Origin of the sequence: Meiothermus sp. (assembly GCF_025056915.1) — a bacterium.
Classification (GTDB): Bacteria; Deinococcota; Deinococci; order Deinococcales; family Thermaceae; genus Meiothermus.
This window is the reverse complement of sequence record NZ_JANWVH010000050.1, coordinates 1-22,590: the sequence shown is the minus strand read 5'-3', so window position 1 is coordinate 22,590 and position 22,590 is coordinate 1. Positions and strand designations below refer to the sequence as shown.

General features: G+C 62.5%; 20 protein-coding genes and 3 tRNA genes. 9 read left to right on the top strand and 14 right to left on the bottom strand.

Annotation, left to right across the window (positions count from 1 at the left end):
• Together glmS and NZN28_RS09270 are read left to right on the top strand one after the other, a co-directional pair.
• Window positions 1-1,053 (top strand): glutamine--fructose-6-phosphate transaminase (isomerizing) (gene glmS / locus NZN28_RS09275; RefSeq protein WP_295397516.1); only part of this gene is annotated, 1,053 nt, incomplete at its 5' end.
• 293 nt (window positions 1,054-1,346) lie between these two features.
• Window positions 1,347-2,156, top strand: a complete 810-nt coding sequence (locus NZN28_RS09270; protein WP_295397514.1) for a DUF72 domain-containing protein — start codon at window positions 1,347-1,349, stop codon at window positions 2,154-2,156.
• Between the two features lie 5 nt (window positions 2,157-2,161).
• On the opposite strand, the gene NZN28_RS09265 is transcribed toward NZN28_RS09270, so the two are convergent.
• The 4 genes from NZN28_RS09265 to NZN28_RS09250 all read right to left on the bottom strand — a co-directional run bounded on the left by NZN28_RS09265 (window position 2,162) and on the right by NZN28_RS09250 (window position 5,883).
• Window positions 2,162-3,340, bottom strand: a complete 1,179-nt coding sequence (locus NZN28_RS09265) for an MFS transporter (protein WP_295397512.1) — start codon at window positions 3,338-3,340, stop codon at window positions 2,162-2,164.
• A gap of 609 nt (window positions 3,341-3,949) precedes the next feature.
• Window positions 3,950-4,044, bottom strand: a tRNA-Ser gene (locus tag NZN28_RS09260).
• A gap of 91 nt (window positions 4,045-4,135) precedes the next feature.
• Window positions 4,136-4,225, bottom strand: a tRNA-Ser gene (locus tag NZN28_RS09255).
• 440 nt (window positions 4,226-4,665) lie between these two features.
• Window positions 4,666-5,883, bottom strand: a complete 1,218-nt coding sequence (locus NZN28_RS09250; RefSeq protein WP_295397510.1) for an MFS transporter — start codon at window positions 5,881-5,883, stop codon at window positions 4,666-4,668.
• Window positions 5,884-5,979: 96 nt separating this feature from the next.
• Here NZN28_RS09250 and NZN28_RS09245 point away from each other — a divergent pair, with 96 nt between their 5' ends.
• Complete coding sequence (locus NZN28_RS09245; protein WP_295397508.1) at window positions 5,980-6,666, top strand: hypothetical protein; 687 nt, start codon at window positions 5,980-5,982, stop codon at window positions 6,664-6,666.
• Window positions 6,667-6,748: 82 nt separating this feature from the next.
• Here the strand turns inward: NZN28_RS09245 and NZN28_RS09240 are convergent.
• From NZN28_RS09240 to NZN28_RS09230, 3 genes are all read right to left on the bottom strand, one after another.
• A tRNA-Arg gene (locus NZN28_RS09240) sits at window positions 6,749-6,825 on the bottom strand.
• Between the two features lie 499 nt (window positions 6,826-7,324).
• Window positions 7,325-8,017 carry a molybdenum cofactor biosynthesis protein MoaE gene (locus tag NZN28_RS09235; RefSeq protein WP_295397506.1) on the bottom strand — a complete coding sequence of 231 codons (693 nt, stop codon included), beginning with the start codon at window positions 8,015-8,017 and terminating at the stop codon, window positions 7,325-7,327.
• 55 nt (window positions 8,018-8,072) lie between these two features.
• Window positions 8,073-8,978: a DeoR family transcriptional regulator gene (locus NZN28_RS09230; RefSeq protein ID WP_295397505.1), complete on the bottom strand. Its 906-nt coding sequence runs from the start codon at window positions 8,976-8,978 to the stop codon at window positions 8,073-8,075.
• 320 nt (window positions 8,979-9,298) lie between these two features.
• On the opposite strand from NZN28_RS09230, the gene NZN28_RS09225 reads away from it, so the two are divergent.
• On the top strand, window positions 9,299-10,660 hold the full coding sequence (locus tag NZN28_RS09225; protein ID WP_295397504.1) for an ammonium transporter: 1,362 nt from the start codon (window positions 9,299-9,301) through the stop codon (window positions 10,658-10,660).
• 10 nt (window positions 10,661-10,670) lie between these two features.
• Complete coding sequence (locus NZN28_RS09220) at window positions 10,671-11,021, top strand: P-II family nitrogen regulator (RefSeq protein ID WP_295397503.1); 351 nt, start codon at window positions 10,671-10,673, stop codon at window positions 11,019-11,021.
• A gap of 399 nt (window positions 11,022-11,420) precedes the next feature.
• Here NZN28_RS09220 and NZN28_RS09215 read toward each other — a convergent pair whose 3' ends face one another.
• Window positions 11,421-13,175, bottom strand: a complete 1,755-nt coding sequence (locus tag NZN28_RS09215) for a hypothetical protein (protein WP_295397518.1) — start codon at window positions 13,173-13,175, stop codon at window positions 11,421-11,423.
• Window positions 13,176-13,640: 465 nt separating this feature from the next.
• Window positions 13,641-14,060 (bottom strand): Hsp20/alpha crystallin family protein, encoded by a 420-nt coding sequence (locus NZN28_RS09210; RefSeq protein ID WP_295397502.1) that lies wholly within the window; start codon window positions 14,058-14,060, stop codon window positions 13,641-13,643.
• A gap of 40 nt (window positions 14,061-14,100) precedes the next feature.
• Here NZN28_RS09210 and miaA point away from each other — a divergent pair, with 40 nt between their 5' ends.
• From miaA to NZN28_RS09190, 4 genes are all read left to right on the top strand, one after another.
• Complete coding sequence (miaA, locus tag NZN28_RS09205; RefSeq protein WP_295397500.1) at window positions 14,101-15,039, top strand: tRNA (adenosine(37)-N6)-dimethylallyltransferase MiaA; 939 nt, start codon at window positions 14,101-14,103, stop codon at window positions 15,037-15,039.
• A gap of 203 nt (window positions 15,040-15,242) precedes the next feature.
• A complete protein-coding gene (gene gatA, locus NZN28_RS09200) occupies window positions 15,243-16,679 on the top strand; it encodes an Asp-tRNA(Asn)/Glu-tRNA(Gln) amidotransferase subunit GatA (protein ID WP_295397498.1) in 1,437 nt (478 codons plus the stop codon).
• Window positions 16,680-16,949: 270 nt separating this feature from the next.
• Complete coding sequence (locus NZN28_RS09195) at window positions 16,950-17,762, top strand: PolC-type DNA polymerase III (RefSeq protein ID WP_295397496.1); 813 nt, start codon at window positions 16,950-16,952, stop codon at window positions 17,760-17,762.
• Between the two features lie 7 nt (window positions 17,763-17,769).
• Entirely contained in the window at window positions 17,770-18,888 is a 1,119-nt protein-coding gene (locus NZN28_RS09190; protein ID WP_295397494.1) for a hypothetical protein, read from the top strand.
• Window positions 18,889-18,946: 58 nt separating this feature from the next.
• Here NZN28_RS09190 and NZN28_RS09185 read toward each other — a convergent pair whose 3' ends face one another.
• The 5 genes from NZN28_RS09185 to NZN28_RS09165 all read right to left on the bottom strand — a co-directional run bounded on the left by NZN28_RS09185 (window position 18,947) and on the right by NZN28_RS09165 (window position 22,307).
• Window positions 18,947-19,387, bottom strand: coding sequence for a hypothetical protein (locus NZN28_RS09185; protein WP_295397492.1), 441 nt, complete (start codon window positions 19,385-19,387; stop codon window positions 18,947-18,949).
• Window positions 19,387-19,677, bottom strand: coding sequence for a hypothetical protein (locus NZN28_RS09180; RefSeq protein WP_295397490.1), 291 nt, complete (start codon window positions 19,675-19,677; stop codon window positions 19,387-19,389). The genes NZN28_RS09185 and NZN28_RS09180 overlap by 1 nt, the downstream gene beginning before the upstream one ends.
• A 239-nt stretch (window positions 19,678-19,916) precedes the next feature.
• Window positions 19,917-21,191, bottom strand: coding sequence for an NADP-dependent isocitrate dehydrogenase (gene icd / locus NZN28_RS09175; RefSeq protein WP_295397488.1), 1,275 nt, complete (start codon window positions 21,189-21,191; stop codon window positions 19,917-19,919).
• Between the two features lie 267 nt (window positions 21,192-21,458).
• A complete protein-coding gene (locus NZN28_RS09170) occupies window positions 21,459-22,019 on the bottom strand; it encodes a CPBP family intramembrane glutamic endopeptidase (protein WP_295397486.1) in 561 nt (186 codons plus the stop codon).
• 3 nt (window positions 22,020-22,022) lie between these two features.
• On the bottom strand, window positions 22,023-22,307 hold the full coding sequence (locus tag NZN28_RS09165; protein ID WP_208015095.1) for an Lrp/AsnC ligand binding domain-containing protein: 285 nt from the start codon (window positions 22,305-22,307) through the stop codon (window positions 22,023-22,025).
• Between the last annotated feature and the right edge of the window lie 283 nt (window positions 22,308-22,590).

Sequence of the window (22,590 nt, the reverse complement as noted above, 5' to 3'; positions counted from 1 at the left end):
ATCTACGAGCAGCCCCGGGTGCTGGAAAACACCTTGGGGGGCCGCCTTTACGAAGAGGAGGCCAGGGTGGAGCTGGGCCTGCGGCTGGAGCCTGCCCGCTACGACAAGGTGCACATCGTGGCCTGCGGCACGGCCTACTACGCGGGCTGGGTGGGGAAGTACCTGCTCGAGGCCTTGGCCCGGGTGCCGGTGGAGATTGACGTGGCCTCCGAGTACCGCTACCGCGACCCGGTGGTGGACGACAAAACCCTGGCCATCTGCATCAGCCAGTCGGGCGAGACCATTGATACCCTCGAGGCCATCCGCGAAGCCAAGCGGAAGGGGGCGGGCACCCTGGGGGTCATCAACGCCAAGGGCAGCAGCATCACCCGCGAGGTGGACGACACCCTCTACATCCACGCCGGGCCGGAGATTGGGGTGGCCTCGACCAAGGCCTACATCGCCATGCTGGCCGCGATGGGCATGCTGGCGGTGTGGATGGGCCGGGCCAAAGGCACGCTGGACGAAAAAACCGCGCGGGAAATCCTGGGCGAGATGCGCAAGCTCCCCCGGCTGGTGGAGGAGGTGCTCGAGCAGCGCCCCCATATTGCCCACATCGCCGAAAAGTACCACCAGGCCCAGGACTACCTCTTCCTGGGGCGGCACATCCAGGCCCCCACCGCCTATGAAGGGGCCTTGAAGCTCAAGGAGATCAGCTACATCCACGCCGAAGCTTACCCGGCAGGCGAGATGAAGCACGGCCCCATCGCCCTGATTGACGAGCGCCTGCCGGTGGTGGTGCTCGCTACCAAAAGCCCCCTCTACGAGAAGACGGTCTCCAACATCCAGGAGGTGCGGGCCCGTGGCGGTCGGGTGATTGCGGTGGCCAGCGAGGGCGACACCGAGGTACACAAGTTCGCCCAGGACGTGATTTACGTGCCCGAGACCCACCCCCTGCTGGCCCCGGTGGTGAGCGTGGTGCCGCTGCAACTGCTGGCCTACGAGACCGCCGTCTGCCTGGGCCGCGACGTGGACCAGCCCCGCAACCTGGCCAAGAGCGTGACCGTGGAGTAGTACCGACTTTGCCTGAACACTTTGCAGGCTATGGAAGCGGTGATTCGAAGCAGGGTTTAGGGCATAGGGAGCAGGTGTTGGAGACCCGTCACCCACCCCCATCCTGTGTTTCCTCGAGGTAGCCTGTAAGCCTGTATAGGTGGCCCTCTGTACACGCGCTATCGCTTTGGATAGCGCGTATTTTTGTGGCCTGGTGGCATCGAACAGTCTCGGTAACGTGAAATGAAGTACGATAGGTGAGGAATTTCGCGCCCTCAGCCTTCAGCTTTGGGCCTGAAGCCGTTCGATCAAGCATGGAAATCTACCTCGGCACCGGCGGCTACACCAACGAAGACTGGGTGGGCCTCCTCTACCCGCCGGAGGCCAAAAAAGACGAGTGGCTCTCCATTTACGCCCGCACCTTCAACGCCGTGGAGCTGAACTCTTCGTTTTACAACATTCCCGGCCTCAAAGCCTTCGCGGGGATGCTCAGGCGCAGCGGAGGGCTGCGCTGGGCCGTCAAACTTCACCAGCGCATGACCCATGAACGAAACGCCACCGACGACGACTACCAGCGGCTTTTGGAGTCGGTGGCCCCGCTGCGCGAAGCAGGGGTGTTGGGGCCCTTTCTGGCCCAGTTTCCCCAGAGCTTTCACCGCACCCCCGAGAACCGCAAGTACCTGGCGGCCTTAGCCCAGCGCTTTGCCGACAAAACCCTGGCTCCGGGCGGCCTGGCGGTGGAGTTTCGCCATGCCTCATGGGACAACCCGGAAGTCCGTGAAGCCTTCCGCAAGGCCGGTCTGATCTGGGTCAGCACCGACTACCCTCCCCTGCCCGGCCTGCCCAAAAACGAGCTGCACCTCACCGGCGAAATCGCCTACATTCGGCTTTCCGGGCGCAACAAGGAAAAGTGGTACGAGGGCAAGAACCAGGCCGAGCGGCACGACTACCGCTACAGCGAAGCGGAGCTGCGCTTCTGGGTGCAGTCGCTGCTGGCGGCCCTCGAGCGCCAAACCCTGACCCAGGTCTGGTTCATCTTCAACAACACCACTCAAGGCCACGCTCTGGTGAACCTGGCCATGCTCAAGAAGCTGCTGGAGGAAGCCGGACTCTCTCCCGCGTGAGGGTGCTACCGACCGCCTGCCACCTGTGGCCTGCTCAGGAAAAAGACCAGCGCCAGCCCGATCAAAAGGGCCGAGAACACGTAAGGGTAGGCCGGGGAAAGCCCGTACAGCGAGGTTCCCACCACCGGCCCCAGCATCCGGCCCAGGGCCTGCGCCGCGCTGGAGAGGCCCGCCACCGCGCCCTGCTCCTCGTCGGAGACCGCCAGCGATTGCGCCGCTGTAAGGCCGGGGCTGGCCATCGAGCCCAGCCCCAGCAGCACCAGCGAGGCGGTGAGCCACCCAAAACTGGGCGCGAACACCAACCCCAGGTAGCCCAGCAGCAGCAAGGGCAACCCCAGGCCCAGGAGTCTTCGGGGAGACCACCGCACGGCCCGCACCCAGACCCCCTGCACCAACACCCCCACCACCCCAAAGACCACCAGGGCCAGCCCCACCGCCTGCGCGGTCTGGGCCGGGCTTAGGGCCAGGCGATCCTGGTACAAGAAGGCGACCGTCTGCTCCATGGCGATGGAGGCCAGGTTGACCGCCAGACCCACCGCCAGGAGGGGCAGGATGCGCGGGTCGGCCCAGGAGAGCCGGGGCGGGCTGGCCGGGCGGGCCTCGAGCCGCCGCGACTCAGGCAGAACCCTCCACACAAACAGCGCATTCAAAAGCGCCAGGCCGGCTGAAAACACCACCGGCACCAGCAGACCCCAGTGGGCCAGCCCCGCCCCAAGGGCCGGGCCGAAGATGATTCCCAGGCCAAAAGCAGCCCCCAACACCGCAAAATTTTGGGTGCGCTGCTCGCGGGGGGTGATATCGGCCAGGTAGGCCTGGGTGGTCGGCAGGGTAGCCGACGAAAAAGCCCCACCCAGCAGCCGTGTGGCCAGCATCGCAGCGAACAAGCCCCACCCCGAGAGCGCCTTCTGATAGCCCAGCCAGGCGAAAAAGGCGAACAGAAAAAAGCTTGCCGCAAACCCCAGGATGCCCAGCAGCAGGATGGGCTTGCGCCCCACCACCTCGCTTTGGCGCCCCCAGTAAGGCGAGAGCACAAACTGCATCAGGGCATAGCCGGTGGAGAACAACCCGACCTGCACCTCGCTCAGGCCAAGCTCACGGGAAAGGGGCCCCAGAATGGGAAACAAAACCGACAGACCCAGAATGCTGTTGAAGAGCGTGAGGAAAAGCAGCGAGAGCGGTTTCACCGCCGAATAGTCTATCGCTTTTGCAGCAAATATCCTGCCAGCCCAGGCGCCTATCCTTCCTGCCGCCAGCGCCGGTCGCAGCGCCCCCAACCCGGCATACAAGCAACTTTCAAGTAAGCGCGGGTGGTCGGCGTTCAACGCCTGCCCCTTGCTTCCTGCCTCACCGTTCCCGCAGTTTGCAAAGTGTGCAAGCAAAGATGGCGTTGCCCAATCGCAAATACCGCTGCCTCAAACAGCCTCCGATGCATTGCCTCGAGTTCAGGGAGGTCAAAATCACGAAATGCACACCTGCGCCCCGGTGCAGTGAATAACCTGTGGATAAGTCTGTGGATAACCTGTGGATAACCTGACCCCGGTTTCCACCCCTCCAGCCTGTTCCGTTGCCCCAGCCCCTGGCAATCAGGCCTCGAGGTCGCAAATCCGGCCCGGTTGCGGTTTGCACAAGCCCTTCACACATCCGTGGAAATCCCTGGGTTCAACAGACACACAGGCGGCCACTGTTCTGTTTAGGGCGAAGCTTTCTTGAACTCGACTAGCCCGTTCGGGTGTGAAGGGCGCTCTAAAAGCCGAGGGGCCAGAGAGTTGCTTCCCTGACCCCTGCGCTCGTTCTGGCGGAGGAGGGGGGATTCGAACCCCCGATAGGGACTTTCGTTCCCTATAACGGTTTAGCAAACCGCCGCCTTCAGCCACTCGGCCACCCCTCCAACTTGTGTGGGTTTTGGGGGGAAGTCCCCAAAAAACCGCAAACGCTACTTTAGCACAAAATCGGACATTTGGAACCCCTGGCCAAACTTTTGGCGGAGGGAGAGGGATTCGAACCCCCGGTAGACTTGCGCCTACAACGGTTTTCAAGACCGCCGCTTTCAACCACTCAGCCATCCCTCCACACGCCTCGAGGGCCAAAGCGCTCTCCTACTATGGGATGGACAACCGGGCTTGTCAAGCAAGGCCAGCCCCTTCAGAACCATGGCGCAATAGGCACGAACAACGGGTTACCGCGCAATACCAAACTTCAGCCCAAGCAACTTAGAAGCACAGGATGGGCGTGGGTGGTTGGAGGTGGATGGGGGTCTCCCAGACCAGCCCCTACCCCTGAACCCCGGCTCCCAGCCGCACGGCTCTCAGGGCGTTCTCACAATATTATGGGCCACTCGAGTTCGAGAAAGCCTGGTTCTCAAGAGAACAGTGGCCGCCTGGAAACTCGAAAACATGCGTCTCGGCCCGGACGCAACGCAGACAGGCATGCCTCATCGAGGTGAGGCACGTCTCTTTGTCCCTTCTCGTTTTCGTGGGCGACCACGTCTGTGAAGAGCGCGATAAGCAGCCTAGCGCACCTCACGAATCTGGCGAACCAGCAGGGTGCCCAGCACAAAACACACCGCAGCAATCAAGAACAGCACCGTGTAGCCCGAACTGGGGCTCTGGCGATTGAAGGCGTCGAGCATGGCCCCAAAACCCCCGGCAAGCACCTGCGGGAGCACTATCGAGGTCTGCCAGATGCCCATATCGGTCGCATGGGCCTGCGGGTTGGGCAGCACATCCGAGACCAGCGCCCAGTCCACCGCCAGGTAGGCCCCATAGAGCAGCCCAAACAACACCGCCACCCCCACCAGCACATCGAAACGGGGCAGCAGCAGGATGGGCAGCATCAAGGCCGCCAGCCCCACCCCTGCAACATAAATGATGGGCTTGCGGCCCTGCCGGTCGGAAAGGCGTCCCGCCGGAACCGCCGAGATGGCCGCGCCAACGGAGATAAGCAGACCCAGCAAAGCCACGGCCTGGAAGGCCTGGGTGGCCAGCGTTTGTCCAAAGGCCTCAAAGGTTTGCACCACGTCGGCCAGGTAGTACTGGAGGTAGGTTTGCACCACGTACTGGGCCAGCATAACCAGAAAGCGGGTGAACCAGACCCAGCGAAAATCGGCGCTGCGCCAGGGCGCCACCATGCTTTCCAGCAGCCCCCGCCTCTGGGGCTTTAGCCCCGGCACCTCCCGTATCAGGCTCAGGATCATCCCGGCGGCCAGCAAGTTAACCAGGGCAATCAGGAGGAACTGCCACTGCAAGTTGGCCAGCAAAAAGCCCACCGCCCCCGCCACCACCTGGCCCCCCACCTGAAGTGCGCCCAGCCAGCCCGAGGCCACCCCCCGTTCCCGGCGGGCTGTGAGGTCGGGAATCAGCGCCGAATAGGGGCCGGTGGCCATATCGTCGGCGAGCTGGAGCAGCAAATAGGCCACCACCAGCTGCCAGTAGCTACCGGCATAGGCCATCCAGACCAGCGAGCCCGCTGTCAGGACGGCCCCCAGCGCCAGAAAGGGCATCCTGCGCCCCACCCGGTCGGAAATGTAGCCCCAGATGGGCGGCCCGATGAAAGCCATGACGGCGCCCAGGGCAAACAAAAGCCCCAGCCGGGTGGCCCGCTCGGGTTCGGGCACCAACTCTGCCACCCTGGCCGGCAGCAATACCAGCAAAATCAGAAACCACTTGAAGCTGCTTGCAAACCAGTAAGAGGAAAGCACCAGGTACCAGGGGTTGGTGTGGGGGCGCATTTGCCCCAGTATACGGGTTGAAGCAAAGCGATTTTTTGGGCCTTCAGCCGGTCGGAATGCCAGGCGACCCCAGAATAGAGGGTGTGGAGGAAGCCTATGCACGAAGCAACCCTGGTGATTGCCGAGAGTGACCTGATTTGGAAGGAGCAGCGAGTTCACCTGGCCCACGATGCCCAGGGCCGCACCTACCACGTAAAGCGGCTGACGCGGCCTCAAATTCAGGGCGAGGTGCTGCGTTCGATTCTGGCCCGCGCGGTTGGGCTGTGCAGCCCTCGAGTGAGCGTGATGGTTGACGAGCGGCTCGAGCCCATTGGCACCATAGCCCCCAATCTGGAGCTGTGGGGGCCTGTAGACCTCAAGCACCCTGAGCTTCTGCTGGCCTTCTCGGTCAAGGCGACCCTGGGCGACGAAGACCTGTTCGAGGCTGCAACCATGCTGCAAAACCTTGCCCTCGACCAAAGAGGCCGGCTGTGGGTTCTCGAGTGCGTGAACATGGCACTCACCTATGTGTCGGGCTGGTACGAAGGTCAGCCCAACATCCTGGGGAGCCTGTTCTCATTTGGGCTGTATGCGCAGTTCCATCGCGAGCACGCGCCCCAGGCCCTAGGGCGTTGGGAACGGGCCGCTGCTTTGGGCCTGGATGCTTTCGATGGGCCGGGTTTGCGGCTGCTGGGCGATGTGCGCTTGCTGAACCAGAGCCTCGGCAGGCTGGTTGAGCAGATGCTCGAGGTTTTCAACGGCCCCCCAAAGCCCAGGGCAACTCCACCTCGAGCCCTTGCCTGAAGCGGCTCGCGGAGAACCCCACGCACCCGGTCGCAAAGCCCGGGTGCAAAAAATAAACCGGGGCGCAAACCCCGGAACTCGCTGGCGGGCGCGGCAGGATTCGAACCCACGACCTACTGATCCGTAGTCAGTCGCTCTATCCAACTGAGCTACGCGCCCAAGCGCTGCGCGGGTGAGTCTCCCCAAACGCGTTCTGTAGGGTAGCACAGGCCCCTGAAGCTGTCAATCAAATTCGGAAGTTTGTGCTTGCCCAGCGCTACGGGGTGAGCCACGCTGCCCAGAGCAAAGGTCGGCAAGCCGGGGTTTGGCAAGCAAGCACTCACAGGGGGCAGCGTCACATGCGGGCTCGAGCGGGTAAAGCGAGCTGCCGCGGGGTGCTGGCGCACTGGATTGCTGCGGATGCTTGTGGGAAATGCCGGCATCTGTACCAGGAAAAGCCTGCCAAACTAGAGCGCTCTTCACAGCTTTAGAGCCATTCGAGTTCGAGAAAGCCTGGTTCCGAAAAGAGCAGTGGCAGCCTGGAAACTCGAAAACATGCGTCTCGGCCCAGACGCAACGCAGACCAGCGTGCCTCGCCTCGGTGAGGCACGTCTCTTTGTCCCTTCTCGTTTTCGTGGGCGGCCACGTCTGTGAAGAGCGCGATCAAGTTGGTTCTGTCCTAGAGCTGGTGTCCTTCAGGGGCGTGGCCCTCCACCCAGTACGACCCATCGGGCAGATATTCCTTCTTCCACACCGGCAGGATTTGCTTGACCCGCTCAATGGCGTAGCGGCATGCCTCGAAGGCTTCGGGGCGGTGGGGGGCCGAGACCACAATCAGAATGGAGCCCTCGCCGGGCATCACCCGGCCCAGGCGGTGCCACAAAGCCACCCGGCCCAATACCCAGCGCTCCCGCATCTCGGCAATGATTTGCCGCATCACCTTTTCGGCCATGCCGGGGTAGGCCTCGTACTCCAGGTGCGTTACGGCGCGGCCCCGATTGGGGCTGCGGGTGGTGCCCAGAAAACTGGTCACCGCGCCGTAGGGGTCGGCGCAGGCCCAATCCACCCAGGGCTGTACCGCCAAAACCTCATGGGTCAGGCCGAAACTATCGTCGCCTTCTGTGTTTCCCGCAAAGGAGCCCCCCGAGACTGGAGGCAAAAAAGCCAGCTCGTCCCCCTCCTGGAGTAGGTCGCCGGGTTGGGCCAGACGCTCGTTGATGGCGGCCAGTCCCCCCGAGAGTTGCAAGGGGTACTGCTGTTCCAGCAGGGCTTTGGCGTCGGCCACCGTCGAACCGGGGGGCAGGTCGAGCTCGAGCCGGGCCCGTCCGGCCTGCTCCCGGAACAGCGCAAACAGCAACACCTGAACACGCATGATTTTGATTGTCCGGGGTCGGGCCCCCTGTGTCTAGGGCCAGGCTCCGAGAAGCTCACCTGCCCATGTAGGCCTGGCTTACGGTGAAAGCCACCGACAGCGCCCTCTCGTAGCGCATGCGCACCGGGCCCAGAAGGGTCAACTCGCCCACCTGGTCGTCAACCTTGATCCCGGCCTGGACCAGCGAGAGCCCTTCGTCCTCGCCGACCCGAACGTTCACACCGCCAGGGGGGGTGAGGGTAGAGTCGCTCGGGGTCTCAAAAACCGCGATAGCCTGGCGCAAAAACAAGGGGTTTTGGGCCTCCGGCTCACTCAACAACAACCCCATGCCTTCGCGGTACTCCTCCTGGCTGCCCTGGGCAAAGGCTCGGCGGATGGATTCGTACAGCTCCATCATGGCTGGTGTGCTGGCCATCACGGGCTGGGTGGCCTTGAACAGGCGTTGCTCGGCCTCGCTGAGCTGGGCTTCGGTAGGGGTGAAGGAAAGTTCAATGCGGGCTTCGCGCACCCGCCCACCTTCCAGGACTGCGACCGCCAGAACCCTGCCCGGCGTCAGATTGGACAGGTGCACCTGCCATAGCTTGGGGGCGCGCAGGGGCCGGAGCCGGAGCAAAGCCGGATACCCCGAAAGCCGGGAGGCCACCTGTACAAGCAGGGTTTCGCGCCTCGAGCCCGCGTCTTCAAGCACCTGCGCCAGCTTGTCCAGGGTGGCCTTGGGCAGAGGGCTGGGCGGCAGCTTGGACAGGGCGTAGTGGCGAAACCCGGCACGGGTGGGGATGCGGCCTGCCGAGGCGTGCGGTTTGCCGATCAAGCCTTGCTGCTCGAGTTCAATCAACTCGTAGCGCACCGTAGCAGGCGACAACGACAGCTGCTCGGCCAGCATCCCCGATGGTACGGGGGCCTGGGTCTGGATATAGCTATCCACCAGCAGGTGCAGAATGCGCCGTTGCCGCTCGGTCATAATCCAACTCCAGTTTAGAACCAAACCAGGGGCCGGTGGTATAGCCGCTTGCATTGTGGGCTGCTCTTCAATTCCCTCCGCCACCACCCTTCTGGTCTTCGAGGTTTTGTTTTTGTCATATTTTTAGTCATTTTTCGGTAACTAGCCAAAACAATGTTGAACTGCGTCAAAACAAAACAAAGCGCACATCTGCACCTCAATATTCAATATATTTGACCCGATTTGGGAAAATCGTCATTCAATTTGCGTACATTTGTACCAACAACGATTGACAATATGCAAAACCTTGGGTACCCTCTTGCCGAGGAGGTGAAAGGTTAATGAAAAACCTTCGACTACCGATATTCCTGGGGGCCCTGCTGATGGGCCTGGCGCTCGCTGAAGACCCCGAATTTAGCGCGGCAGACACGGCCTGGATGCTGGTGGCTACCGGCCTGGTGCTGCTCATGACCCCGGCGCTGGCCTTCTTTTATGGGGGGCTGGTACGCTCCAAAAACGCCCTCAACACCATGATGATGAGCTTCTCGGCCCTGGGCTTTGTGGCGGTGGCCTGGGCTTTGCTGGGCTACAGCCTGGCCCTCTCGGGCGATGGCAACTTCATCGGCGACCTGCGCTACTTGTTCCTGAACAACGTGGGGATGGAGAACAAGGGGGCCATTGTGTCCATCACCATCCCCCACATGCTCTGGATGATCTTCCAGGGCACCTTTGCCATCATCACCGCTGCACTCGTCTCGGGGGCGGTGGTCGAGCGGATGCGCTTCCCGGCCTTCTTGCTGTTCATCACCCTCTGGAGCCTCTTCGTCTATGCCCCCATTGCCAAGTGGGTCTGGGGGGGCGGCTTCCTGGCCGACCTGGGGGCCTGGGACTTCGCCGGCGGCACGGTGGTGCACATCAACTCCGGGATTGCGGCGGTGGTCGCAGCCCTGGTGCTGGGGGCCCGCAAGGATTTCGGGCGGCAGGCCATCCTGCCCCACAACGTGCCGTTTGTGTTGCTGGGGGCCGCGCTCTTGTGGTTTGGCTGGTTTGGCTTCAATGCGGGCAGCGCCTGGGCGGCCAGCGCCACCGCCGGCCTGGCCCTGACCAACACTATTTTGGCCCCGGCGGCCACCATCGTGGTCTGGTCACTGATTGACCTGATGCGCACGGGCCGGGTCACCGCCGTGGGGCTGGCCACTGCAATTGTGGTGGGCCTGGTGGTGATTACCCCTGCCGCAGCCTTTGTCTCGCCCTTTTATGCCCTGGTGATGGGGGCAATAGGGGCTTTCCCGAGCTACTACGTGCTCTTGTGGCGGGCTAAGAGCGGCATGGACGACTCGCTCGATGTGTTCGCCGCCCACGGGGTGGGTGGCATGACCGGCGCTATCCTGACCGGGGTGTTCGCCCAGAAGTCGGTGAACGGTGTGTTCGATGGCCTGATTGCCGGTAACCCGGCCCAGGTGCTGATTCAGGCCTTTGCCGTCTTGATTGCGGTGGTCTACAGCGCCGGCATGACCTTTGTGCTGCTGAAGCTGGTGGGGGCCATCACCCCGCTAAAAGCCTCTTCCAAAGAGGAGGGGGTGGGTATGGACATCACTCAGCACGGCGAGGAAGCCTACACCAGTGGTGAGGGCGCTATCCTGGTCAACACCGAGGCCGCCATGCCGGTAGCCCGACCCAAGCCCGTAGGTGGAACCGACTAGGGGGGGCAGGATGAAACTGATTGTGGCAATCGTGCGGAGCGAGAAGCTCAACGATGTGTTGGAAGCCCTCTTCAAGGCCGAGGTGCGGGGCCTCTCGATCAGCCGGATTCAGGGCCACGGCGGCGAGACCGAACGGGTTGAGACCTACCGGGGCACCACCGTCAAAATGGAGCTTTCCGAGAAGGTGCGGCTGGAAATCGGCGTGTCCGACCACTTTGTGGAGCCTACCGTGCGGGCCATTCTGGCCGGTGCACGCACCGGCGAGGTGGGGGACGGAAAAATTTTCGTGCTGCCGGTGGAAAAGGTCTACCGCATCCGCACCGGTGAGGAGGATACCGCGGCTGTGACCCCGGTCTCGTAGGCCAGGCGCTCATTCTGCTTCCGACCAGGTGGAACCCATCCACCTGGTTTTTTGGTCTGAAGCAGCTCAAGGATCCAATACCAAAATTCATGAGTGCAACCGGCTTTCAAGGAGACTCAGGTGAGCCTGGTGGTGGGAGGTAGGGGGTGGGCTGTAACCCCTCCCTGCCTCCCCAAACCCCTGCTCTTTGCTACACTACTGGGTTTGCAAAGTGTTCAAGCGAAGAGGGCATGAACACACCGCCACCGTCGCGCCTCGCCATGGAGCGCCCTTCGCTCATACTAAGAACCGTTTGATTCCATGAAAGCATTGTCCTGGACAGGGCGGTGAGCGTTCATCCACCAAGCTGCGCCCGTGGAGAGCGCGATGTGGACCGGTAGGGCATTCTCGGGCAGCGCTCTACATCTTTTGAACAACCAGCAGACCCATAGCGCCCCCGTCGAGTTCCGCGATGTAGAGTGTGTGACCCAGTTTAACAACCTGGCCGGGGCCGATGGCCTCTCGAGCCTCGAGGTACAAGCACAGATGTCCGGGAATATGGAGAATCTCCAGGCCACCGGGCACCGGGCGAACCCGCAGGCGCTCGAGGGCCCTATCACCCACTGCCTGCCCCAGGTCGTACTCGCCCAGCCAGGCCGGCAGGTACTTGCGCCGCTGCTCGGGGGCTGCTCCAAAGTAATCCAGGCTGATCGGGCTGGGTGCGACCGGGGGGCTCAACACCCGCACTTCACCCCCTTCGCCCGGCCCATCGCCCATGCGGCGCGCATCCCCCGAAGGCTCAACCCACCGGGCAGCCTGGGCCGTTTGGCGTAGCCGAGCCCATGTCCTGCTCAGCCCTGCCAGGAGCATCACCCCCAGCAGCCCGACCAGCGCCCACCCCCACCCCGGCCACCCCCGCGAGACCCCCAAGGGGGGCACCGGAAGCTGCCAGACCGGGGGTAACTCGACCAGGGCCCCAGGAGCGCTCACCACCCGGAAGTGGGTCTCGAGCACCGCTTCTTGCGGGCCTGGATTGGAAACGCGAAGCTCGAACTGCTCGCCGGGGCGCAGGGTGATGGCCTCGGCAAAACCGTTGTAGCTCACCTGCAAGCGGGGCGGCACGCTGTGGAGGCTGAACTTCAGGGGCCGGGTGGCTTCGGGGCTCCCCTCGAGGCGGTACACCACCACCACCGCGCCATCCACCAGGCTGGGTGAACCCACCGATTGAAGCCGGTACCGGGCGGGCTTGGGGGGGACGGTGGCGGGCTGGGCCGGTGTGGCAGGGGGGCGCTGAGCCAGCGCATCTGGCTGAGGTTCAGTCGCTGCAGGGGGCTTGGCCGCCTCCGCTGACCGCGCCGGTTGGGGTTTATCCGCGCGGGGCGGCTCGGGTTGGGCCGGCGGGGGGGCTGAAGCCGTTTGGCGGGGGGCCCGCTCTTGGTTGGCAGGTTTGCGAACAGGCTTTCCCTGAACTTCTGAACCGGGGCGAGCTTCCTGCCGGGCTTGCGGCCTGGTGGGAGCTTGTCGCCAGACTTCCGGCCTCTCAGGAGCTTCACGCCGAACCTCTGGCCTGAGGGGGGCCTCCCGCTGCGCTTCGGCCTGGGGCACGGGGCTGGGTTCGACGGCTTGGGGAGGCTCTGCCGAGGCGGGGCCAGCGGGCGGGGCCTCGAGTACGGTGGTCGCAGGCGGCTCTTCCGGGGCTCCCCCCCTGGAGACGGAGGGCCACCCCACGGGTTGGTCGGCCAGGCTCTTCTGCTGTAGCCCCGTCCAGGCCTCGGAGAAGCCTTTGGGCAGGGCGCCCAGCGCAACCAGGGTCAGGGGACACTGACCCCTGAGTTCGGGCATCTGGGCCGGCTCTGCCGAGTTGTCGAGGCCATCGGTAAAGAGGTAAAAGGCTCGAGGCTGGTCGCACAGCTCGTTGTAAACCTGCCTCAGGCTCCGAAAGATATGGCTGGCGCTGCCCCCGGCCTGCAGGCTGCGAATATAGCGCAGCATCGCCTCGCGCTCACGGGGCAGGGCAAAACGGGCCCCGCCCTGGGGCTCCCCGCTAAAGGGCACCAGATAGACCTCGGTTTCCTCGGCAACCCGCTCGGCGAAGCGCATCAACTCGCGCTGCACCAGCGGGAAGACCACTGTGCGCCCATCCTCCCGCCCAATCATCGAGGCGGAAACATCCACCAAAAACACGTATTGCGGCGGGTTTCTGGCTTCTGCAGCGGCAACTCCCAGCAGCAGGAACCAAAAACCCAACCAACCCCATGCCCAATGCCCGACTCTCATAGATTCCTTTACCCAATGCAAATCCACCTCCACTTTATCGCGAGGTCGTTCGGGTTGGGTTAGACGCGGGCCAGGGTCAAGCAAGCGCTGTAAGCCCAGCCTATCGCGCCCTTCACAGACCTGGCCGCCCACCAAAACGAGAAGGGACAAAGAGACGCGCCTCACCTCGGTGAGGCACGCTTGGCTGCGTTCTGTCTGGGCCGAGACGCATGTTTTCGAGTTTCCGGGCCGCCCCTGTTCTGTTCAGAACCAGGCTTTCTCGAACTCGAGTGGCTTATAACATGTGAAGAGCGCTCTAACGCGCTCACCGTGCGGGGTGGTTGAACGGGTTTTTATGCGATACCGTGCCAGGTGAAGATGGCTCTAGCCGGATTTTGCTTTGCTTTTTGCTTTTGCAGGGGCTTTGCGGGCTTTCTTAAGCACCAGCTCCAGCACCCCACCCTTGAGCGAGGCCTGGGCGCTGTTGGGGATGATGGCCTCGGGCAGGGTCAGGGTGCGGCGAAACTGCCCGGTGGGACGTTCCTGCCGGGCAAAGCTGCCCACCCTGGGATGCCGAATGCCCGCCAGGGTGATGGTCTGTCCCTCTTCAAGCAGCTCCAGGTCTTCGTTTTTTACGCCCGGCACGTCTACCAGAATGCGAAACTGGGTTCCCTCGTCGAGCACGTCCACCGCCGGCACCCATTCGCCAAAAGCTTCTTGGGAGGCAAACCGCCTCGAGAGCTCGTCGAGTTGCTGGCGGATGGTTTGCAGACGCTCAATCGCATCGAAGCGCTCAATGGTCATGGTGCGAGAATATCATGATTGCGGCAGCAGGCCATGAGCTATGCGTGATGCACAACACCACCCCCATCCGGTCATTCCAGTCCTGACCGGGCCTACCGCGACCGGCAAGACCGAGTTGGTCCTGCGCCTGGGCCAGCGGTTTCCGCTGGCGGTGGTCTCTGCCGATGCCAGCATGGTGTATCGGGGCATGGACATTGGCACGGCCAAGCCCAGTCTGGCCGAAAGGCAGCAGGTCAGGCACTACCTGATAGACCTCATTTGGCCCGACCAGCCCTTCAACGTGTCGGACTATGTGCGCCATGCCGAGGAGGCGATTCGGGAGACTTTGGAACAGGGCCAGATTCCTCTGGTGGTTGGGGGCACCGGCTACTACATTCGAGCACTGTCGGAGGGACTGCACGAGCTACCTGAGCCCGATGCGGCGCTTCAGGCCGAGCTGTGGAAAGTGGTGGAGGCGCGGGGGATTCGGCCCCTGCTGGAAGAACTCGAGGCCGCCAGCCCCGAGGATGCCCTGCGGGTGCAGCGCAACCCCCGCCGCATCGTGCGGGCTGTTGAGGTGCTGCGCCGAACCGGCCTGCCGCCGGCCCGGCTGCCCAAGCGTACGCCCCGATTTCGCTACCAAAAACTGGTTTTATGGCCCCCCTGGGCGTGGCTCGAGCCCCGGCTCGAGGCCCGCATCGAGCGAATGTTCGCCCAGGGATTGGTTCAGGAGGTGGAGGGTTTGCTGGCCCGCTACCCCCAGATGCCCACCGCCCTGCAGGGTATCGGCTACAAGGAAGTGGCAGGCTTTTTGCGGGGTGCGTACACACTTTTGGAGGCTCAGCAGGCGGTTTTGCGGGCCACGCGGGCCTACGCCAAACGCCAGTACACCTGGTTCCGCAAGGAGCCTGGCCCGGTCACCTTCTGGCCGCAGGGGGGAGAGGCGGCCTGGTTCGGGGTGCTGGACTGGTTTGAAAACAGCATTCGGGGCTGGTCTTGATTGGGAGCGGTGGGCTCCATCCCGGCCAATCAAACTGATGCCGAATCCGAACCGACTTCTCGGGTTTGTTGAAGGCCCCTGCCCGCAAAGGTCGGCCCATGACCCAAGACTTGCGACCGGCGCCCATGGACGGGCGTCTCTACGATGGTGGACTGAAGCCTTGTTTGCTACCTTCGGCCTTTTCAGCCGTATCATGGAGCGGTATGTTGGCGCAGGAAATTGTGCAGCGAGTCCAGTTGGGTCAGCGTTCACCCCGCGAGGTGGTGGAGGACTACCTAAAACGCATCGAGCAACTCGAGCCCCAGATTCACGCTTTTATCCGCCTGAACCCCAAAGCCCTCCACGAAGCCCAGACCGTGGAAGAACGCCTGGCCCGGGGGGAAAGCCTGCCGCTGGCCGGGGTTCCGGTGGCCGTTAAGGACAACATCTGCACCCAGGGCCTGGAAACCACCTGCGGCTCAAAAATGCTGGCTTCCTTCGTGCCCCCCTACAGTGCAACCGTAATCGAAAAATTGCGCAAAGCGGGGGCCATCGTGATTGCCAAGGCCAACATGGACGAGTTTGCCATGGGCTCTTCCACCGAATACTCGGCGTTTGGCCCCACCCGCAACCCCTGGGATCTGGAGCGGGTGCCGGGCGGGACTTCGGGGGGCTCGGCGGCAGCCGTGGCTGCCGACATGGTGCCGGTTGCGCTCGGAACCGATACCGGTGGAAGCGTGCGCCAGCCTGCCGCGCTGTGCGGGGTCTATGGCTTCAAACCCACCTATGGCCGCATCTCGCGTTTTGGGGTGGTGGCCACGGCCAGCAGCCTGGATCAGGTCGGCACCCTGGCCCGCTCGGTGGCGGATCTGGCCCTGCTGAGCGATGTGGTGAGCGGCTACGACCCAAAAGACAGCACCAGCCTGGAGGCCCAACCGCAGTTTGGGCAGGCCCTGGAGGCTCCGGTAAAGGGAATGACCGTGGGCATCGTGAAGGAGGCCCTGGCGGTGGGCAACTCGCCGGGGGTGCTGGCGGCCCTCGAGCGCTTCCGCACGGTGATGGAGGGGCAGGGGGTGCGTTTTGTGGAGGTTGGCATCCCCACCCTGGAGCATGCCCTGGCCGCTTACTACATCGTCAACACCGCCGAAATCAGCTCCAACCTGGCCCGCTACGATGGCACCCTGTATGGCCTGCGGGTACCCGCCGAAGACAGCGTAACCACCATGATGCAAAGCCGTGAGCACGGTTTTGGCCCCGAGGTGCAACGGCGGGTTTTGATGGGAACCTTCGTGCTCTCTTCGGGTTATTACGATGCCTACTACGGCAAGGCTCTGCGGGCCAGGGCCAAGCTAAAGGCCGATATGGACGCCGCCTTCGCCCAGGCCGACCTGCTGCTCACCCCCACCAGCCCCTTCCCGGCCTTCCGCTTCGGCGAAAAGACCACCGACCCCCTCTCGATGTACCTGGCCGACATAGATACCGTAGCCGTCAACCTGACCGGTGCGCCCGCCCTAAGCATTCCAGCCGGGTTCGAGGGGAAGCTGCCGGTGGGCCTGCAACTGATCGGAAAACCGTTGCACGACGAGCAACTTTTTAGCCTCGCCCATGCTTTCGAACAAGCCACCGAGCGGGCTTTTGCACGCGTGGCCAGCTCCGCTTAGGCCCAACCCTGGCCCTTGGGTATGCCCTCCCCTCAGATGCCGGGAGCCCCGGCTGCAAACCCGAAGGCTGGGGGGCACCGCGCTTTGCAACCGGGCTGACCGCCTGCAAACGCTAAGCGGCTTCTGAACGTTAAGGCGTTAATTCCCGAAAAGCCCTGTCATATCTGTGTAAGCTGCGGTATACTCGCCCCGAGACCTTTTCATTCTCCTGGACTCGCATAAATTCTGATTTTTATCGGGTCTCAGTGGATTCCTCGAGGTTTCGTGCGTATGATGCACGCCGTGCCCAAACCCAATCCCCCCCACTCGATGAGCCCCACCCACTACCGCCTGGCCACCCGACTGGCCCGCCACCTCCGCAACACCGGCCATGAGCTTCCCGAACAGGCCCTGGCCGAGCAGATTCTGGCTTCTCCGGGCCTGCCCCGAGGGGCCTGGGCCCGCGACCTGCTGCGGGACTTGCTGGATGGGCGTTTCGAGCGAGGGGAGGCCGGGGTGGGCTTGTGGGAGTGGAAATACACCTTTCCGGCCTGCGGAGAGGCCATTGTGGTGCTGGATATCGAGACAACCGGTCTTTCACCCGACCAGCACGAAATTATCGAGCTTGCCCTGGTGCGCTTAGAGAATGGCCGACGCACGGTGTTCGAGCGGCTGGTGAATCCAGGAGTTCCCATTCCGCCTTTCATCAGCCGCTTGACCGGAATCTGCAACGAAGATGTGCGCGGTGCCGCCGATGTCTACACGGTCTTGCGGGAGGCCCTGCCCATGCTGGAGGATGCCACCCTGATCATCCAGAACGCGGGCTTTGACCTGGGCTTTTTGCGGCCCCGTTTCAGGCGGCTGGGGGTTCGACTGGATAATCCGGTGGTGGACACGATACACTGGGCGCGCAAGGCTCTGCCTGGGCTCAGCAAACGCGGATTGGATTCACTCGCATGGGTCTTTGACCTGGGCTCTGTGGCCGGTCGCCACCGTGCTCTGGGAGACGTGGAAACCACCTTGCAAGTAGCACACGAAATGTATTACATGCTAACCGCCGGTAAACCCACCGCGACCAGTCAAGTTGTTGCAAGAACCTCCTAGGAAACCTATGATCGCGCGCTACGTCCTCACCAGTGCTTGCCTCAACAGCGGAACCATGAGCCTTACCCAGTCGCTGCGGGTTTTCCTGCAGGGCAAAGACCATATTACCCTTCGGGATGAAGAAGGCGAAACCTACCCCGGCACCATTAACTGGCAACAAAACCGCCTGGAGGGCCTGGCGCCCTACTATGCCAAGCGGCGATTGGGCGTCAACGATAAGATTGCTCTGCACCTCGAGGGCGAGGAAATCGGCCTGGAGGCCCTGACGCCCTCGGCCCGCCCAGCCCGACCCAAAGCGCCGGAAGCCGAGCGTTCCAGGCCGCAGCCGGTCGAATCTCCGGAAAAGACCGAGAAGCGAATCAGGGTCACGCCCTACCCCAAAGAGGTGATTTTTCCCCATAAGCCAATCGCCAGCGAGGTACCGGCGTTTTCGGCAGACCTCGAGGCCCTGGGCTTTTCTCGCGAATCGAGCAGCGCACCCTGGGTGTACCGGGCGGCCATGGGCCGACGGACCTTCCATTTGGGCCTGGCCAGGTTTGGCGAGATGGAGGCCAAGGAGCTGCTGGCCTACCGCCAGCAAGGCCGGGTGCAGTACGCCGCGATTGTGGCCGGAGAGTCTTCCAAGGCCGAGGCTCTGGCCGAAATTGGTTCGGTGCGACCCTCGGGGCTTTTGCAGGTGGGCCTGGGCTATGTTTCGCCGGAAGCCCTGCAACGCCTTGTCAAGCTCCGGGGGGCGTTTCCGGTCGGTCCCCTGGACATCGAGCGGCTGCTGCGAGAGGGCCGCATTGACCTGGAGGCCATTCAGGGCCTCGAGCGCGAAATCTCGGGGGTTCTGCGCGAACGCAGCCATTTTTCGGCGGTTCTGACCCTGCTGGCCGAGCAGCCCCCGCAGCAGGTTTTCCTGCTGGCCGACCTGATGCCCATGGCGCGGGAGATGAACCTCGAGGCCGACCATCTGCAAGGTATTTTGGAAAGCCTGAGCAGCCCCCCTTTCCTGCTGCTCAAACGCCTTTCACCCGGCGAGTTTCTGATGCGCCAGTCGGTCGAACAGGCTCTGGCGGACTGGGTCGAGTATGCCGAGGTCATGACCCGCCGCCTGCAAGCGGTCTTGCAGGAGCGATCCTAGCCCCTCACCGGCATAAGCGAGGGGGCCGGCTGTGCCTGGAGTCCGCCTCGCATACGTTCTATGCAAAAACGGCTTTGATTCTGGCCTCGAGGGCCTCGGCGACTTTCTGGCTAATGGTAAGGCGAAGTTTAAGCACCAGCTTCAGGCTCCACTCCTCCAGTTCGGTTTGGGTTTGCATTCGCTCAACTTCGGCGCGGTACTTCTGGGCTTTTTCGCCCAGCTCAGCCTCGAGCGCAGCGATCAGCCGGGCTTTCTTGAGCGCCAGGGCGTCTGGCTCTTCGGGCTTGCTTCTGGGAGCGTCCTGGGTGCTTGCAACGGCTTCAATCAAGCCCTGGGCCTGCAGGCGAGCAAGAATGCCCCGCAGGGTGTCGAGGGGGAGCAGGGTTCGCTCTGCCAGCAGTGCATCGCTAATTTCCTCTCGGCACAGGGCGTACACCAGCCGCTCTTCCCGGCTTAGTAGGACATCCAGGGCTTTAGAAGTGTGCCGGTAAATCTGCATCAGCCCTCTAGCGCAGCCAGAACAGCCTGCACCAGCCGCAAAACCAAGAAAACAAAGATTGCCCCAAAAAACAAAATGAGCGCCAGGATGAGCAACGCGGTGTCGGCTGGGTAGTTCCAGGTCAGCACCCCCACGGCCAGATAACCCAGCGTAAACAGGACAATGAAAACGTTGAGCTGTGCGAGTCGCTCGCCGATGATGCCGCCAGGCGCCTTGCTCTTGAGTCCAAAACCCACATAGGTGTTGTAGAGCATCAGCACAGCGCCGCTCACCAGAAGAACCTGAATCATAGAGCCACCCCCTCGACTGCCCTCTGTTCGCTCGAGTTTTGCTCATTATAGAAAAGCCAGACCTGCGACCGCCTGTCTTTTGCACAAAGTCAAACAGACCGGCCCACAGGGTTCATCCTGTGGGCCAAACAATACAGGGGCTTTCGACGCCGGGTTAGGCCGTGTTCAACTTTATTGCTCGTGCCACTTGGGTCTGGTGGGTTTGTTAGCCTTCGGTGACCAACCCACCGAATCCGCGATTACATGTTTTCAATCAGGGCCTGACCAAACTCGCTGCACTTGAGCAGGGTTGCGCTGCGGCCCTCGGCCACCATCAGGCGGTGGAAGTCGTAGGTGACCCGGCCCTGGGCGATGGTTCGGGTCATGGCGTGGATGATCAGGTCGGCGGCTTCGGTCCAGCCCAGGTAGCGAAGCATCATCTCGCCCGAAAGAATCACCGAACTGGGGTTGACCTGGTCTTTGCCAGCATACTTGGGTGCGGTGCCGTGAGTGGCCTCGAAGACGGCGTGCCCGGTGTAGTAGTTCACATTGGAACCCGGGGCAATCCCAATACCCCCTACCTGCGCGGCCAGGGCATCGGAGATGTAATCGCCGTTCAGGTTGAGGGTGGCAATCACGCTGTACTCAGCCGGGCGGAGCAGAATCTGCTGCAGGAAGTTGTCGGCAATCATGTCCTTCACAACGATTTGCTTGCCGGTTTTGGGGTTGGTGAAGGTCTGCCAGGGGCCGCCGTCGAGGTCGGTCGCCCCGTATTTGCTCTTGGCCAGGGCATACCCCCAGTCGCGGAAGGCCCCCTCGGTGAACTTCATGATGTTGCCCTTGTGGACCAGCGTGACCGAGGGCAGGTCGTTGTCAATGGCGTAGTTGAGGGCAGCCTCGACCAGGCGGTGGGTGCCTTCCTCCGAGACCGGTTTAATGCCGATGCCCGCCGTTTCGGGGAAGCGAATCTTGCTGTAAGGCTTGGGGAAAGCCGCTTTGAACCACTCGAGGAACTTTTGCACCTCCGGGCTGTCCTTGGGAAACTCGATGCCGGCGTAGATGTCCTCAGTGTTCTCGCGGAAGATGACCATGTTGACCAACTCAGGGTGCCGCACCGGGCTGGGCACCCCCTCGAACCACTGCACCGGGCGCACGCAGGCGTAGAGGTCCAGCTCCTGACGCAGGGCCACGTTAATAGAGCGGATGCCCCCGCCGACCGGGGTGGTCAGGGGGCCTTTGATGGCAACCAAGTATTCGCGGATGAACTCGAGGGTTTCCTCGGGCAGCCAGATGACCTCGCCATAAACGGCATTGGCCTTTTCGCCCGCATAGATTTCGGCCCAGGCAATCTTGCGCCGGCCCCCATAGGCTTTGGCCACCGCCGCATCCAGCACGGGCTGAGCGGCGCGCCAGATGTCGGGGCCGGTGCCATCGCCCTCGATGAAGCCCACAATGGGTTGGTCGGGCACGTGTAGCTTGCCGTCGTGAATGGAGATTTTATCGCCAGCAGGAACCTTGATCTTTTGATAAGCCATACTGCCCAAAGCATAACAGAAGTGAGGGTTAGGGGCCTGCCGGCCTGAGCCGCCCAAAGCAACTCACCGCCCCCACACCTGCTCCATCTACAAACAGAATTCGGGGTGTACCAACTGTAGCTGTACAGGCAACATTCAAGGATACACAAGGTTCTCGTGGGTGGTTGGAGATGGGTGGGGGCCTCCAGCGCCTGGTCGCTACCCCTAAATCCCTACTGCCTGCCTCATGGCTCCGAAAGCGGGCAAAGTGTTCAAGCCAGGTGGGCATCAAACGGCTCTTTCATGCTCACTTTGCTCGAGCAGCTGGTAAAAGCCCCTGGCGTTGTGGAGGTAGTGGGCCAGCATTCCGGGAATCAGGCTTCCGGTGAGCCAGTAGGCTGCTCCAAACATCAGGCCGCCGAAAAAGATAAACAGGGGGTAGATCCAGGCTTTGCGGTCAGGTACGGGATGCAGGGCCATAAACACGAGGGCCTGGAGCAGCACCCCGAGCCAGCCACCCCACAGGGCGTTTTGCAGCGCGCCTCGAAAAAACACCTCCTCGCCCACCCCCGAAACCATGGCCAGCAGCAAGGCCTGGTGATGGCTGACGCCCTGGGAGCGCATGACGGCCCCAATCTGGCTGTGCAGGGCTTCTGAGGCCCGGAAGCTCTGTGGGAACAGCCGGGAGAACAGACCCTCGAGCCCCATCAACCCGAAAAACAGCACCAGAAAAGCCAGCCCGTCGCGCAGGGGGTCGGGGTGCTGAACCACCGCGTAGCCTGCCAGCGACATCCAGAGGAGGCCCAGCAGCAACAGCCCAAGCTGAATCAGCATGAAGAAGCGAAACATGCATTAGAGCCCTTCGCTACCGATATTGAAGCCCTGCTCGAGCAGCTTGCGGGAATAGGCCCTGAAGGCCAGCAGGGTTTGGGTGCGTTCGATGCCCTTGAGCTTGCGCAGGCCCAGGGTTACGATGTCGTCGAGCTGCTCAAAATCCTTGAAGCGCAGGATGGCAACCAAATCCCATTCCCCCGTAACCGAATACACCTCGGCCACCCCGGGAATTTCAGCCACCGATTCGGCGGTTTCGGCAGTGGACTCGCGGCTGGTCTGGATCAGGACAAAAGCGGTAATCATGCCTGGATGATACCCCAGACAAAGCCAAAGGGTAGCTGCTGGGGCCCATTTCAGGCTTGCAAGCAACTTCCACCAAACACCCAGGGTGAGGGCGGGTGTTCAGAGCGGGGTGGGCCTCCACCACCTGCCCCCTGCTCCTTCGCCCCAGCGTTGCAAAGAGTTCAAGCAAGGAGAAGCAGTTGCACCATGCTTGAAGCCGCACCGCTGCAACAACTAGAGCGCTCCTCACATATTCTGAGCCATTCGAGTTTGAGAAAGCCTAATCCTGAACAGAACAGTGGCG